The sequence below is a fragment of the Stenotrophomonas sp. PUT21 genome, from assembly GCF_052232875.1.
Taxonomy (GTDB): domain Bacteria; phylum Pseudomonadota; class Gammaproteobacteria; order Xanthomonadales; family Xanthomonadaceae; genus Stenotrophomonas; species Stenotrophomonas maltophilia_N.
This window is the reverse complement of the sequence record NZ_CP197645.1, coordinates 386,640-399,681: the sequence shown is the minus strand read 5'-3', so window position 1 is coordinate 399,681 and position 13,042 is coordinate 386,640. Positions and strand designations below refer to the sequence as shown.

The window sequence follows — 13,042 nt, the reverse complement described above, 5'->3', positions numbered from 1 at the left end:
CTGATTAGGTGATGTTCATCACGTTTTGTCGCAAATTGCACCGAGATAGCCCACGGCCGTGTCACGAACGGTGGCGACTATAATCGGGGCACCGTGAAGCCAGATTGAGAGCCCATGTCCGTCCCCCCCGCTCTGCACGCCCTGGACGCCCGCCGTTCGGTCCCCGCCAAGCAACTCGGCGAGCCCGGCCCTGACGCAGCCACCCTGATGCGGATGCTGACCTCGGCGGTGCGCGTGCCGGACCACGGCAAGCTGGTGCCCTACCGCTTCCTGCGGTTGGCCGGCGATGCGCGTCACAGTCTGGGCGCCTTCCTGGCCGAACGCGCCCTCCAGCGTGATCCCCAGGTGTCGCCGGCCCAGCTGGACAAGGACCGCCAGCGCTTTTCCCATGCGCCGCTGATCATCACTGTCATCGCCAGCCCGCGCCCGAGCCCCAAAGTGCCCGAGGCCGAGCAGCTGATGACCGCCGGCTGCGTCTGCTTCGCGCTGCTGCAGGCCGCCCAGGCGCTGGGCTTCGGGGCGCAGTGGCTGACCGCCTGGATGGCGTTCGACCCGGCCGTGCATGCCCACCTGGGCCTGGCCGAGGGCGAGCAGATCGCCGGCTTCATCCATATCGGCACGCCGAAGACCGAGGTGCCCGAACGCGAGCGCCCGGACCCGGCCGCCCTGCTGCAGGACTGGGAGGGCTGAGATGTCCGCCCTTTCTGCTGGCCCGGGCCTGGCCCCGCCGCCGCTGCGTGCGCCGTTGTATCTGGTCGATGCCAGCCTGTACGTGTTCCGCGCGTGGCACTCGATGCCCGACGAATTCCAGGACCAGCAGGGCTGGCCGACCAATGCCGTGCACGGCTTCGCGCGTTTCCTGCTGGATCTGCTTGAGCGCGAGCGCCCGGCCAACATCGCCATCGCCTTCGATGAAGCACTGGACAGCTGCTTCCGGCACCGGATCTACGCTGCCTACAAGGCCAACCGCGATCCCGCACCCGACGCGCTGCGCCGCCAGTTCGCCCACTGCAAGGCGTTGTGTACCGCGCTTGGCCTGGCCGTGCTGGCCCACCACGAATACGAGGCCGACGACCTGATCGGCAGCGCCCTGCATGCACGCCGCGATGCCGGCATGCGCGGGGTGATCATCTCCGCCGACAAGGATCTGTCGCAGTTGCTGTTCGAGCATGACGAACAATGGGATTACGCCCGCAACCAGCGCTGGGGCATGGCCGGTGTCAAAGCCCGCCACGGCGTGCATGCGCACCAGATCGCCGACTACCTGGCGCTGTGCGGCGATGCGGTGGACAACATCCCCGGCGTGACCGGCGTGGGGGCCAAATCCGCGGCAGTGCTGCTGGCCCACTTCGGCAGCCTGGATGTGCTCTACGAGCGCCTGGATGAAGTGCCGTTCCTGCGCCTGCGTGGCGCGGCGCAGATGGCGGTGCGCCTGCGCGAACAGCGCGAGCATGCGCTGCTGTGGCGCCAGCTGACCACCATTGCGCTGGATGCACCGCTGGACGGCGCCGCCGCCGACTTCAGCCGTGGCGTCGCCGATGCACAGATGCTGCAGGGCCTGTGCGATGCACTGCGGTTCGGGCCGCTGACCCGGCGCCGCCTGTTCACCGCCGCCGGCCTGTCCGATTCCTCTTCCGTTGCCAGCGAGTTCGCATGAGCCCCAATACGCAAGCCCCGAAGGTCGTTTTTGAAGGCAAGTACCAGCGCATGGTCGTGCGCGGCACGTGGGAGTACAGCGAGCGCACCCACGCCGGTGGCCTGGCCGCGATCATCATCGCGGTCACGCCCGACGACACGGTGCTGTTCGTCGAGCAGTTCCGCGTCCCGCTGCAGGCCAAGACCATCGAGATGCCGGCCGGCCTGGTCGGCGACATCGATGCCGGTGAATCGATCGAGGTCTCGGCGGTGCGCGAACTCGAAGAAGAAACCGGTTGGACCGCCGCGCATGCCGAAGTGCTGATGATCGGGCCCACCTCCTCCGGCGCCAGCAGCGAGAAGATCGCCTTCGTGCGCGCCACCGGCCTGCGCAAGGTCGGTGAGGGCGGTGGCGATGCCAGCGAAGACATCACCGTGCACGAGATTCCGCGTGCCCGCGCCGCCGCGTGGCTGGTCGAGAAGATGGGCCAGGGCTACGAACTGGACGCCAAGTTGTGGGCCGGGCTGTGGATGATCGAACACCATCTGGACGGTACCCCGCGTGGCTGATGCGTCGATCCATCCGCACACCGGTACATCGCTGCTGGGGCCGGCCGATCCGGCGCCGTTCACCGTGCATCAGGCGCAGGGCCGCTCGTCCTATCTGCTGATCGCCGACCATGCCGGCCAGCAGGTGCCGGCGTCACTGGCCGGCCTCGGCCTGCCGCAGCACGAACTGGACCGCCACATCGGCTGGGACATCGGCATCGCCGGGGTCACCGTTGAACTGGCACGCCTGCTGGATGCGTGGGCGATCACGCAGACGTATTCGCGGCTGGTGATCGACTGCAACCGGCCGTTGGCCTCGCCCACGTTGATGCCAGAGGTCAGCGACCTCACCGTCGTACCCGGCAATCAGCGCCTGTCAGCGCTGCAGCGTCAGCAGCGCATCGACGCGATCCATGCGCCCTACCATGCACGCATCGATGCCGAGCTCGATACCCGCCAGGCGCAGGCCCGGCCGACGGTGCTGGTGATGATGCACAGCTTCACCCCGGTGATGAACGACGCTGCGCGGCCTTGGCATGCCGGCGTGCTGTACCACCGCGACACGCGGTTTGCGCATCGCCTGCTGGAGGCGCTGCGCGATGAAGGCGACCTGGTGGTGGGCGACAACCAGCCCTACGCCGTCAGCAGCACCAGCGACTACGCCGTGCCGGTGCATGGCGAAGGCCGCGGGCTGGTGCACGTGGAGCTGGAGATCCGCCAGGACCTGATTGCCGATGCCGCCGGCCAGCAGGCCTGGGCGCAGCGCCTGGCGCGCATCTTCACCGCCCTGCAGCCGCAGCTGGAGGCATTGCCGCCTGGGTGATGCCGGCCGCCAGCCGGCTGACGATCGAGGCGGGGTTCATTCGAGGCACGGTCGGGCAGGCACGGCCTCCTGCTGCGGCCGCAGCCACAGCGCCACGCCCACACCTACCAGCGCGAACAACGCCGCGCCGTACTGCGCATGGATCATGCCCTGCAGCGCCGCTTCACTGCCTGCGCCGGCGCTGCCGCGCCCGGCATTGGCCAGCATCACCAGCAGCGCCAGGCCCAGCGCGCCACCGATCTGCTGCGCCGTGGCGGCCATGCCCGAGGCCACGCCCTGCTGCGCGGCCGGCACGCCCTGCCCGGCCACGATCCACATCGAGGTCCAGGTGATGCCCTGGCCGAGGCTGAGCACCACGATGCCCGGCAGCAGTGCCCAGTAGGTCGCGCCATACGGCAGCGCAACCGCGACCGCGGCGATGCCGATCGCACCGGCCAGCATGCCCACCGTCAGTACCTGGCGCGGCGAACGCCGCGCGAGCATGCGCTCGGCGATGCGGATGCCGAAGGTGCAGACCAGGGTCGGCGGCAGGAACGCCAGGCCAGCCTGCAGCGCACTCCAGCCGTAGCCATCCTGGTAGTACAGCGCCAGGAAGTAGTACTGGACGCCGTAGCTGCTCATGAACAGCATCGTCAGCAGCATCGCCGCACGCAGGCTGCGCAGGCGCAGCAGCGAGAACTGCATCAGCGGGTCGCGGCTGCGGCGCTCGATCTGCACGAAGGCGGCCAGCATCACCGCCGACACGGCCAGGCAGATCAGCGTGCGCGGGGCCGACCACCCCCATTCCGGGCCCTGCACCAGCGTCGTCACCAGCAGGCTGCCGCCGAGGGTCACCGTGACACAGCCGGCCAGATCGAATGAGCGGCCCGCCAGCGGCGCGGGATCCCGGGGCAGCCACCAGCCGCCCAGCAGCGCGCAGCCCCCGGCGAACGGCACGATCACCAGCAGTACCGAGGCCCACCCGAAGCTCTGGGTCAGCACGCCCCCCAGCAGCGTGCCCAAGGCCAGGCCGCCAGCGCTGGCCATCGACCAGATCGCCAGCGCGCGGTTGCGCGGCGCGCCTTCGGCATAGATCGTATTGATCAGCGCCAGCGTGGCCGGGAACAGCAGCGCCGCGCCGATGCCCTGCACCGCGCGGGCGGCGATCAGCAGCCACGCACTGTCACTGAACCCACCCACCAGCGAAGCCAGCGCGAACAGCGCCATGCCGAGCCGATAGACCCGGCGGCGACCGAGCAGATCCGCCGCACGGCCGCCCAGCAGCAGGCACCCGCCGAAGGCCACCGTATAGCCGCTGACGATCCACTGCAGCTGCTGGGCATTGATGTGCAGCTGCGCGCCCATCTCGTGCAGGGCGACGAAGATGATCGTGGAATCCAGCGCGATGATCAGCTGGGCGGTGGCCAGCAAGGCCAGGGCCAGGCGTGGAAATGCGGGCGCCGGCGCGCCAGCGGGAGACAGGGGGGAGGTCATGCCGACTCGGTACTGCGTAAGAAGGTGGGCAGTCTCATTGATGACGCTGCAGAAATAAACCCGGATACTTCGATATCTGTCATGCATATCCGCATGAATCGGAGACATCCATGGACCTCAACGCCGTGCGCATGCTGGTGCAGGTGGCCGACGCGCGCAGCTTCACCCTCGCCGCCGGGCAGCTGGGGATCAGCCAATCCGGGTTGTCGCGGGCGATCAGCCGGCTGGAGAGCGCCCTGGGGGTGCGGTTGCTCCACCGCAATACCCGCAATGTCAGCCTGACCCCGGACGGCCGCCAGTTCGTCGAGCACTGCGCGCCGCTGCTGAGTGGGCTGGAGGATGCCGAGCGCCGGCTGGGCGATCGCCCCTCCACGCCCTCGGGCGTGTTGAAGCTGACCGCGCCGTCGATGTTCGGGCGCAAGGTGCTGGTGCCGCTGGCCGGGCAGTTGATGGCGGCGCACCCACAGCTGCAGTTCGAGCTGGTGCTCAACGACCGTCTGGTCGATCTGGTTGAAGAAGGCTTCGATGCCGCGCTGCGCACCGGGCCGATCAGTGACGTGCGCATGGTGGCGCGCCCGCTGCGGCCGTTGAACTGGGTCACGGTCGCCTCGCCGGCCTACATCGCGCAGCACGGAGAACCGGCCACGGTGGATGCACTGCACGATCACGCCTGCCTGGCGGTGCGCAATCTGCGCAGCGGACGGCTGGTGGATTGGCAGTTCCGCGAGGGCGACGGCCAATTGCGTGAATTCACTCCACCGGCGCGGATGGTGTTCGACAGCGGCGACCCGTTGGTGGAAGGCGCGCTGGCCGGGATCGGCATCGTGCAGGTGATGGATTTCGCGGTCGCCGATGCGCTGGCCGACGGGCGGCTGCAGCGGGTGCTGCAGCCCTTCGAAGGCCGCAGCCGGGTGCTGTCGTTGGTGTACCCGCCTTCGCGGCAGGCCTCACCGAAGCTGCAGGTGTTGGCCGAAGCGTTGCTGGCCGGGAACTGGTGACCGGCCGATCACGACCAACGGTCGTGATCTACCGTGTGCTGCACGGGGCGATGGCGATCACGACCAACGTCGTTATCCACCGCGCGATGCCCGGGGGTTGCACGGGAGGTGGCGACCGTGGGGTCGGTCGGCACCCCTCCATCAACCCGCGAAGCGATCCGTCGCACGCACCAGTGCGTCGACATTCTCCGCTTCAAACGCGGAATGACCCGAAGCCGGGCTGATCTCCAGCGTCGATTTCGGCCACGCCTTGTGCAGTTCCCACGCACTCTGCAGCGGGCAGACCACGTCGTAGCGGCCGTGCACGATCACGCCCGGAATGTCGGCGATGCGGTGCGCGTCGCGCAGCAGCTGTTCTTCCACCTCGAAGAAACCGCCGTTGACGAAGTAGTGGTTCTCGATGCGGGCGAAGGCCAGCGCGAACTGCGGGTCCTGATGGCTGTTCACGAAATCGTCGTCCACGTGCAGGAAGCTGGTCGCGCCTTCCCACACGCTCCATGCCTTGGCCGCGGCCAGGCGGGTGGCTTCATCATCACTGGTCAGGCGGCGGTGGAAGGCCGAAATCAGGTCGTGGCGCTCTACCGCCGGGATCGGCTTGAGGTAGTGCTCCCACGCATCCGGGAACAGGCGGTTGGCGCCTTCCTGGTAGAACCACTCCAGCTCCCAGCGGCGCAGCATGAAGATGCCGCGCAGGACCAGCTCGGTCACGCGCTGCGGGTGGGTCTGCGCGTAGGCCAGCGCCAGGGTCGAGCCCCAGCTGCCGCCGAACACCTGCCAGCGATCCACCTTGAGGTGCTCGCGCAGCGTTTCGATATCGGCGACCAGGTCCCAGGTGGTGTTGTCGACCAGGTCCGCATGCGGCGTGGAACGGCCGGCACCGCGCTGGTCGAACAGAATGATCCGGTACTTGGCCGGGTCGTGGAACTGGCGCATTTTGTCGCTGCAGCCGCCGCCCGGGCCACCGTGCAGCATCACCACCGGCTTGCCGTCGGGATTGCCGCACTGCTCGAAATACAGCGTGTGGCGGTCATCGACCTTCAGGGTGCCGACGTCGTAAGGGGTGATGGCGGGATACAGCTTACGCATGACAGGAACTCCATGTGGAATGACAGTCGCCGCATCACGCTGCGCGGCGGCCCGGTGGACAGGTCATTCTAGCCCCGGGGTCCCCGCAGCGATGGCGCGCGGTCAGCCGGGCAGACAGCCCAGGCTTATCCGGTCGCGCTGTTCCAGATCGCGCTCTGTGGCAACCGCGTGGAAACCGGCCTGCTGCAGCAGTGCGCGGATCGCTTCGCCCTGGTCCCAGCCGTGCTCGATCAGCAGCCAACCGCCCGGCCGCAGATGCGCTGCCGCGCCGTCGATGATCAGGCGGATGTCGTCCAGCCCATCGTGGCCGGAGGCCAGCGCGGTGAGGGGTTCGAAACGCAGATCGCCCTGCGCCAGGTGCGGGTCGTCGCTGGCGATGTACGGGGGATTGGTGGCGATCAGATCGAAGCGCTCACCGGCCAGTGGCGCGTACCACGCACCCTGCCGGAACTGGACGTCGCCCAGTGCGTGGCGCTGCGCGTTGCGTGCGGCGACCGCCAGGGCCGCTTGGCTGAGGTCGGTTGCGACCACCTGCGCCTGCGGGCGCTCGCTGGCCAGCGCCAGCGCGATCGCGCCACTGCCAGTGCCAAGGTCGGCGACCCGCAGCCCGCTGTTTTCGGGCAACCGCGCCAGCGCCAGCTCGACCAGCAGCTCGGTCTCCGGGCGCGGGATCAAGGTGGCCGGGCTGACCTCCAGATCGAGGGTCCAGAAGCCGCGGCGGCCCAGCAGATACGCCACCGGCTCACCAGCCAGGCGTTTGGCGAGCAGCGCCTCGAACGCCGCCACGTGTGCCGGCTCGACCGGATCGGTGGCATGCGCGAACAGCCAGCTGCGTTCACGCTCCAGCACATGCAGCAACAGCAGTTCGGCTTCATGCCGGCCTTCCACACCCGGCAGGCGGGTGGCGGCATCGGCGAGCAGCTGGCGGACGTCTGGCGGGGCGGCAGTCATGGCGGGACGGGGCAGCATCGGGGCGCGCAGTGTAGTGCACCGGCCCCTGCGGGCCGGGCGCGCGCGACGCGTAGTTGCGACCGGGCGGGCGATTGAATCCACCCATCGCTACTCATATATGGGTTTGTGCCAGCTATCGATTTCCGGCTGAAATCCGGGCGCACCAGTAACACCGTGCCCGCCATCGTTCAGCTTCCCGGGGCAACGGATATGCAGAAACTATTGCACCCATCACCTGGCTTGGTGCGCCGGTCATTGCGCTGCAACGGTTCTGACGGATGTGGCCATCACCATTCATCACAGGATCAGACCATTTTGATAGTCTGTGACTATCGCATAGATGCAATCAATGGATTGTCCTTATGGGAACGGAGCCGCTAACCTGTGTTGGTCGCTTCACCCACCCCCTTCACCAAGAGGAACAACGATGTCGCTCATCAACACCCAGATCCAGCCGTTCGAAGCCAACGCCTACCAGAACGGCGAGTTCATCAAGGTCTCCGACAGCACCCTGAAGGGTCACTGGTCCGTGCTGATCTTCATGCCGGCCGCGTTCACCTTCAACTGCCCGACCGAGATTGAAGACGCCGCCGATCATTACGCCGAGTTCCAGAAGGCCGGCGCCGAGGTCTACATCGTCACCACCGACACGCACTTCTCGCACAAGGTGTGGCACGAAACCTCGCCGGCTGTCGGCAAGGCCCAGTTCCCGCTGGTCGGCGATCCGACCCACCAGCTGACCCGCGCCTTCGGCGTGCACATCGAAGAAGAAGGCCTGGCCCTGCGCGGCACCTTCATCATCAACCCGGAAGGCGTGATCAAGACCCTGGAGATTCACTCCAACGAGATCGCCCGTGACGTCTCCGAGACCCTGCGCAAGCTGAAGGCTGCCCAGTTCACCGCCGCCAACCCGAACCAGGTGTGCCCGGCCAAGTGGAAGGAAGGCGAGAAGACCCTGACCCCGTCGCTGGACCTGGTCGGCAAGATCTAAGCCGCTCCTCATCCCCATCCCCGCCCGCCGGGGGTGGGGGTGAACCCAAGCCGGTGCCCCACGCGCCGGTTTCGGTTCACCCCCATGTCGCGCAGATGCACCCGCGGGGTTCGTCGACGCTGTTCCCTTGCCTGAATCAAGGAGTTTTTCGATGTTGGATGCCAACCTCCAGTCCCAGCTGAAGACCTATCTGGAACGTGTCACCCGTCCGATCCAGATCACGGCGCACGTGGATGACGGCGCCAAGTCGCAGGAAATGCTCGAGCTGCTCAACACGCTGACCACGCTCTCCACGCAGATCCGCCTGGACGTGCGTCGCGACAGCAGCGAGCGCACGCCCTCCTTCGCGCTGACCACCCCGGGCCAGGACATCCACTTGGTGTTCGCGGGCCTGCCGATGGGCCATGAGTTCACCTCGCTGGTGCTGGCCCTGCTGCAGGTCGGTGGTCACCCGTCCAAGGCCACCGCCGAGCTGATCGAGCAGGTGCGCAATCTCGAGGGCGAGTACCGCTTCGAAACCTACTTCTCGCTGTCCTGCCAGAACTGCCCGGATGTGGTCCAGGCACTGAACCTGGCCGCCGTGTTGAACCCGCGCATCCAGCACGTGGCCATCGATGGCGGCTTGTTCCCGGCCGAGGTCGAGGCGCGCCAGATCATGTCCGTGCCGACCGTGTATCTCAACGGCGAGGTGTTCGATCAGGGCCGCATGACGCTGGAGCAGATCGTGGCTAAGCTGGACACCGGCGCCAGCAAGCGCGATGCCGAAAAGCTGAGCACCAAGGCACCGTTCGATGTGCTGGTGGTGGGCGGTGGACCGGCCGGCGCGGCCGCGGCGATCTATGCCGCACGCAAGGGCATCCGCACCGGTGTGGCGGCCGAACGCTTCGGTGGCCAGGTGCTGGATACGATGGCGATCGAGAACTTCATTTCCGTCAAGGAAACTGAAGGTCCGAAGCTCGCCGCCGCGCTGGAACAGCATGTGCGCGAGTACGAGGTGGACATCATGAACCTGCAGCGCGCCACCGCGCTGGTGCCCGCCGGCGATGACGGTCTGGTCGAGATCAAACTGGAGAACGGCGCGTCGCTGAAGTCGCGTTCGGTGATCCTGTCCACCGGTGCACGCTGGCGCCAGATGAACGTGCCCGGCGAAGATCAGTACCGCAACAAGGGCGTGGCGTACTGCCCGCATTGCGACGGTCCGTTGTTCAAGGGCAAGCGCGTGGCGGTGATCGGCGGTGGCAACTCCGGCGTGGAAGCGGCGATCGATCTGGCGGGCCTTGTGACGCATGTGACCCTTCTGGAATTTGATGACAAACTGCGGGCCGATGAAGTACTGCAGAAGAAGCTGCGCAGTCTGGGCAACGTCACCATCATCACCAGCGCCCTCACCCAGGAAGTGCTGGGCGATGGCCAGAAAGTGACGGGTCTGGTCTATCAGGACCGCGTCGGTGGCGATTCGCACCGGGTGGAACTGGAAGGCATCTTCGTGCAGATCGGTCTTCTGCCGAATACCGAATGGTTGAAGGACACGGTGGCCCTGTCACCGCGTGGCGAGATCCTGATCGACGACCGCGGCCAGACCAGCGTGCCGGGTGTCTTCGCCGCAGGCGATTGCACGACCGTTCCGTACAAGCAGATCGTCATCGCGATGGGCGCCGGTTCCACTGCGGCACTGAGCGCCTTTGATCACCTGATCCGCACCTCCGTTCCCAAGAGCAGCGGCGCTGTCGCCGAAGCTGCCTGAAACGTCCGGTTCCCGGTTCGCCGGGAACCTTGTCTGTCTGCTGGGTAAGCCACGCCATCACCCGGTCCATTGCCGTGAGAGGTCCAAGGAAATGAACCTACGTGATTTGAAGTATCTGGTGGCGTTGGCCGACCACCGCCATTTCGGCAAGGCGGCCGCCGCCTGCTTCGTCAGCCAGCCCACCCTGTCCACCCAGATCCGCAAGCTCGAGGACGAGCTGGGATTGCCGTTGGTGGAACGCGCCCCGCGCAAGGTGATGCTCACCCCGGCCGGGGTAGAAGCGGCCGCGCGCGCACGCACCATCGTGGCCGAAGTGGAACAGATGAAAGAAGCCGCGCGGCGCAGTCGCGATCCCGAAGCCGGCACCGTCCGGCTCGGCATCTTCCCGACGCTGGGCCCGTACCTGCTGCCGCATGTGATTCCCAACATCCGCGAGCGTTTCCCGCAGCTGGAGCTGCTGCTGGTCGAGGAAAAGAGCGATGAGCTGCTGACCCGCCTGCGCGAAGGCAAACTGGATGCCGCCCTGCTGGCGCTGCCGCTGGACGATGACCAGCTGCATGCCGAGTTCCTGTTCGAAGAGCCCTTCCTGCTGGCGGTCTCCCGGCAGCATCCGCTGGCGCGCCGCCAGCATCTGGATGTGCAGGAGCTGTCCTCGCAGAAGCTGCTGCTGCTCGAGGATGGGCACTGCCTGCGCGACCAGGCGCTGGCGGTCTGCCGGCTGTTTGGTGCCAACGAAAAGTCGGAGTTCCGCGCGACCAGCCTGGAAACGCTGCGGCAGATGGTCGCCGCCGATGTGGGCATCACCCTGCTGCCGACGCTGTCGGTCAAGCCACCGGTGCCGCGCTCGGACAACATCCGCCTGCTGGATTTCAGTGGCGATGACCGCCCCAGCCGCCGCATCGCGATGGCCTGGCGCCGCAGTTCAGCGATGACCGGCTTCCTGGAGCAGCTGGCCCAGCAGTTCAAACGGCTGCCGCAGGGCCTGTTCGCGCTGGAGTCGACCGATGTCCCGGGTGTCGCCGCCACGCCGCTGCCACGCGCTGGCTGAGCCTGACTGAACCGGCCGGCGGGGCCGATACGCCGGACGGGTCGCATCCGTCTACGATTGTCAGCACAATAGGATGAGGCGGTGCCAGCAGGCGCCGCCTTTTTGCATGGGTCTTCCACAAACGCAAGGAGCTACACCATGTCCACTTCCAGCGGACTGCCCCCCTCGATCATCGTTTCAAGCCACGACATGGACCGCCTGGATGCCATGCTCGAGTCTCCCACTGTCAGCCAGACCCCCGCCGGGATCGCCCTGGCCGAGGAACTCAACCGCGCGACCGTTGTGGCGCCGGACCAGGTTCCCGAGGGCACCGTCATGATGCATTCGCGCGTGGAGTGCGAAGATGAGCTGCAGAACGAAAAGCACGTTCTGACGCTGGTCTATCCGCGTGAAGCCGATGTTGAACAGGGCAAGGTATCGATCCTGGCACCGGTGGGCACCGCCCTGCTCGGCCTGTCGATCGGCCAGACCATGGATTGGGTGGCACCGGGCGGGCGCAAGCTGCGCCTGCGGGTGACCGCCGTCCATCACCAGCCCCACGCCTGACCCCGCCTGCCGCGTCATCGCGCAGGTTCCACCGTTCGTCCCAGGAGTTGCAATGAGCACCGTTTCGCTGTCCAAACTCTCCCAGCTGCGTGATCTGTCCGTCGTGGTTGCCGATACCGGCGATGTCGAGGCGATCAAGCGCTTGAAGCCGGTCGACTGCACGACCAACCCTACCCTGGTGAAGAAAGCGCTGGACCTGCCGGTGTACGCCGATCTGATCGAGAGTGCGCTGGCCTGGGGCCGCGAACAGGGCGGCGAACGCGAGGCGGTGGTGCACGCGGTCGCCGATCGCCTGACGGTGGGTGTCGGCACCACGCTCAGCGCACTGGTGCCGGGCCGGGTCTCGACCGAGGTCGATGCCGACCAGGCGCACGATACCGCCGCCACGGTGGCCAAGGCGCGCCAGTTCATTGCGATGTATGAAGCGGCCGGTGTGCCGCGCAGCAAGGTGCTGATCAAGATCGCGGCGACCTGGGCAGGCGTGGAGGCCGCGCGCCAGCTGCAGGCCGAGGGGATCGACTGCAACCTGACCTTGATCTTCAATCCGACCCAGGCGCTGGCCTGCAGCGAGGCCGGGGCGTTCCTGATTTCGCCGTTCGTGGGCCGCATCCTGGATTGGTACGTGGCCAACGGGCAGGCGCCGGCGAACATCGATGACGACCCGGGCGTGGTGTTCGTGCGCGGGGTGTATGCCGAGTTCAAGCGCCGCGGTTCGCCGACGGTGGTGATGGGCGCCTCGTTCCGTTCGACGGCGCAGATCGAGGCCCTGGCAGGCTGTGATCGCCTGACGATTTCGCCGGATCTGCTGGAGAAGCTGGACGCCGATCATGGCGAACTGCCGCGCAGGCTGGTGGCCGGCGCGGCGGAGCCGGTGCAGGCGACGCCGATCGATGCGGCGCGGTTTGCAGCCGATCTGGCGGCCGATCCGATGGCCACGGAGAAGCTGGCGAGCGGTATCGATGCGTTCGCCAAGGATCTGGAGGCGTTGCGTCAGACGATCCGCGAGCGCTTGTAAGCGCTGGCGGTTGGTTCGCTATGCAAAAGGCCCCGTTCTGCGGGGCCTTTTGCGTTGGCGCTCACGGCAACGGCAACCGCTCACTTTCGTCGGGGTCGGCGCGGTGTGGGCGCGTTTGCTGGACGCGCCGTCGACACGTGGCTGGTGCGTTGGGGAGAGCAGTAGAGCATCGAACCCTTTGCT

General features: G+C 67.1%; 13 protein-coding genes. 10 read left to right on the top strand and 3 right to left on the bottom strand.

What is annotated here, in order from left to right; all coding sequences use genetic code 11:
* Positions 1–114: 114 nt before the first annotated feature.
* Genes ACTT2I_RS01785 through ACTT2I_RS01770 form a run of 4 tightly spaced genes read left to right on the top strand, consistent with a single transcriptional unit; the run spans position 115 to position 3,007 of the window.
* Positions 115–690, top strand: coding sequence for a nitroreductase family protein (locus tag ACTT2I_RS01785; protein ID WP_088434915.1), 576 nt, complete (start codon positions 115–117; stop codon positions 688–690).
* Between the two features lies 1 nt (position 691).
* Positions 692–1,657, top strand: coding sequence for a 5'-3' exonuclease (locus ACTT2I_RS01780; RefSeq protein ID WP_088434914.1), 966 nt, complete (start codon positions 692–694; stop codon positions 1,655–1,657).
* Positions 1,654–2,205 (top strand): NUDIX hydrolase, encoded by a 552-nt coding sequence (locus ACTT2I_RS01775; protein WP_088434913.1) that lies wholly within the window; start codon positions 1,654–1,656, stop codon positions 2,203–2,205. Before ACTT2I_RS01780 ends, ACTT2I_RS01775 begins: the two co-directional genes overlap by 4 nt.
* On the top strand, positions 2,198–3,007 hold the full coding sequence (locus ACTT2I_RS01770; protein WP_421100669.1) for an N-formylglutamate amidohydrolase: 810 nt from the start codon (positions 2,198–2,200) through the stop codon (positions 3,005–3,007). Before ACTT2I_RS01775 ends, ACTT2I_RS01770 begins: the two co-directional genes overlap by 8 nt.
* 36 nt (positions 3,008–3,043) lie before the next feature.
* Here the strand turns inward: ACTT2I_RS01770 and ACTT2I_RS01765 are convergent, their stop codons facing one another.
* The gene (locus ACTT2I_RS01765; protein WP_421100670.1) at positions 3,044–4,480 is read right to left on the bottom strand and encodes an MFS transporter; all 1,437 of its coding nucleotides are present in this window, start codon (positions 4,478–4,480) and stop codon (positions 3,044–3,046) included.
* A gap of 110 nt (positions 4,481–4,590) precedes the next feature.
* Between ACTT2I_RS01765 and ACTT2I_RS01760 the strand changes: the two genes are divergently transcribed.
* A complete protein-coding gene (locus ACTT2I_RS01760; RefSeq protein WP_088434910.1) occupies positions 4,591–5,478 on the top strand; it encodes a LysR family transcriptional regulator in 888 nt (295 codons plus the stop codon).
* A 141-nt stretch (positions 5,479–5,619) separates the two neighbouring features.
* Here ACTT2I_RS01760 and pip read toward each other — a convergent pair whose 3' ends face one another.
* Positions 5,620–6,564, bottom strand: a complete 945-nt coding sequence (gene pip, locus ACTT2I_RS01755; protein WP_088434909.1) for a prolyl aminopeptidase — start codon at positions 6,562–6,564, stop codon at positions 5,620–5,622.
* 102 nt (positions 6,565–6,666) lie between these two features.
* Positions 6,667–7,515: a peptide chain release factor N(5)-glutamine methyltransferase gene (gene prmC / locus ACTT2I_RS01750; protein WP_421100672.1), complete on the bottom strand. Its 849-nt coding sequence runs from the start codon at positions 7,513–7,515 to the stop codon at positions 6,667–6,669.
* A 427-nt stretch (positions 7,516–7,942) separates the two neighbouring features.
* On the opposite strand from prmC, the gene ahpC reads away from it, so the two are divergent.
* The 5 genes from ahpC to ACTT2I_RS01725 all read left to right on the top strand — a co-directional run bounded on the left by ahpC (position 7,943) and on the right by ACTT2I_RS01725 (position 12,859).
* Positions 7,943–8,506, top strand: coding sequence for an alkyl hydroperoxide reductase subunit C (ahpC, locus tag ACTT2I_RS01745; protein WP_019182410.1), 564 nt, complete (start codon positions 7,943–7,945; stop codon positions 8,504–8,506).
* Positions 8,507–8,657: 151 nt separating this feature from the next.
* On the top strand, positions 8,658–10,250 hold the full coding sequence (ahpF, locus tag ACTT2I_RS01740) for an alkyl hydroperoxide reductase subunit F (protein ID WP_421100673.1): 1,593 nt from the start codon (positions 8,658–8,660) through the stop codon (positions 10,248–10,250).
* A 91-nt stretch (positions 10,251–10,341) separates the two neighbouring features.
* The gene (oxyR, locus tag ACTT2I_RS01735; RefSeq protein WP_088434907.1) at positions 10,342–11,298 is read left to right on the top strand and encodes a DNA-binding transcriptional regulator OxyR; all 957 of its coding nucleotides are present in this window, start codon (positions 10,342–10,344) and stop codon (positions 11,296–11,298) included.
* Positions 11,299–11,436: 138 nt separating this feature from the next.
* Positions 11,437–11,844: a nucleoside diphosphate kinase regulator gene (gene rnk, locus ACTT2I_RS01730; protein WP_088434906.1), complete on the top strand. Its 408-nt coding sequence runs from the start codon at positions 11,437–11,439 to the stop codon at positions 11,842–11,844.
* A gap of 52 nt (positions 11,845–11,896) precedes the next feature.
* Complete coding sequence (locus tag ACTT2I_RS01725; RefSeq protein ID WP_443096767.1) at positions 11,897–12,859, top strand: transaldolase; 963 nt, start codon at positions 11,897–11,899, stop codon at positions 12,857–12,859.
* The last annotated feature ends 183 nt before the right edge of the window (positions 12,860–13,042 follow it).

What these genes read in the sequence shown, in the direction of transcription:
- ACTT2I_RS01785 (WP_088434915.1), top strand. Translation starts at nt 115, where the DNA reads ATGTCCGTCCCCCCCGCTCTGCACGCCCTGGACGCCCGCCGTTCGGTC.
- rnk (WP_088434906.1), top strand. Translation starts at nt 11,437, where the DNA reads ATGTCCACTTCCAGCGGACTGCCCCCCTCGATCATCGTTTCAAGCCAC.
- ACTT2I_RS01725 (WP_443096767.1), top strand. Translation starts at nt 11,897, where the DNA reads ATGAGCACCGTTTCGCTGTCCAAACTCTCCCAGCTGCGTGATCTGTCC.
- oxyR (WP_088434907.1), top strand. Translation starts at nt 10,342, where the DNA reads ATGAACCTACGTGATTTGAAGTATCTGGTGGCGTTGGCCGACCACCGC.
- ACTT2I_RS01765 (WP_421100670.1), bottom strand. Translation starts at nt 4,480, where the DNA reads ATGACCTCCCCCCTGTCTCCCGCTGGCGCGCCGGCGCCCGCATTTCCA.
- ahpF (WP_421100673.1), top strand. Translation starts at nt 8,658, where the DNA reads ATGTTGGATGCCAACCTCCAGTCCCAGCTGAAGACCTATCTGGAACGT.
- ACTT2I_RS01780 (WP_088434914.1), top strand. Translation starts at nt 692, where the DNA reads ATGTCCGCCCTTTCTGCTGGCCCGGGCCTGGCCCCGCCGCCGCTGCGT.
- ACTT2I_RS01760 (WP_088434910.1), top strand. Translation starts at nt 4,591, where the DNA reads ATGGACCTCAACGCCGTGCGCATGCTGGTGCAGGTGGCCGACGCGCGC.
- prmC (WP_421100672.1), bottom strand. Translation starts at nt 7,515, where the DNA reads ATGACTGCCGCCCCGCCAGACGTCCGCCAGCTGCTCGCCGATGCCGCC.
- ahpC (WP_019182410.1), top strand. Translation starts at nt 7,943, where the DNA reads ATGTCGCTCATCAACACCCAGATCCAGCCGTTCGAAGCCAACGCCTAC.
- ACTT2I_RS01775 (WP_088434913.1), top strand. Translation starts at nt 1,654, where the DNA reads ATGAGCCCCAATACGCAAGCCCCGAAGGTCGTTTTTGAAGGCAAGTAC.
- pip (WP_088434909.1), bottom strand. Translation starts at nt 6,564, where the DNA reads ATGCGTAAGCTGTATCCCGCCATCACCCCTTACGACGTCGGCACCCTG.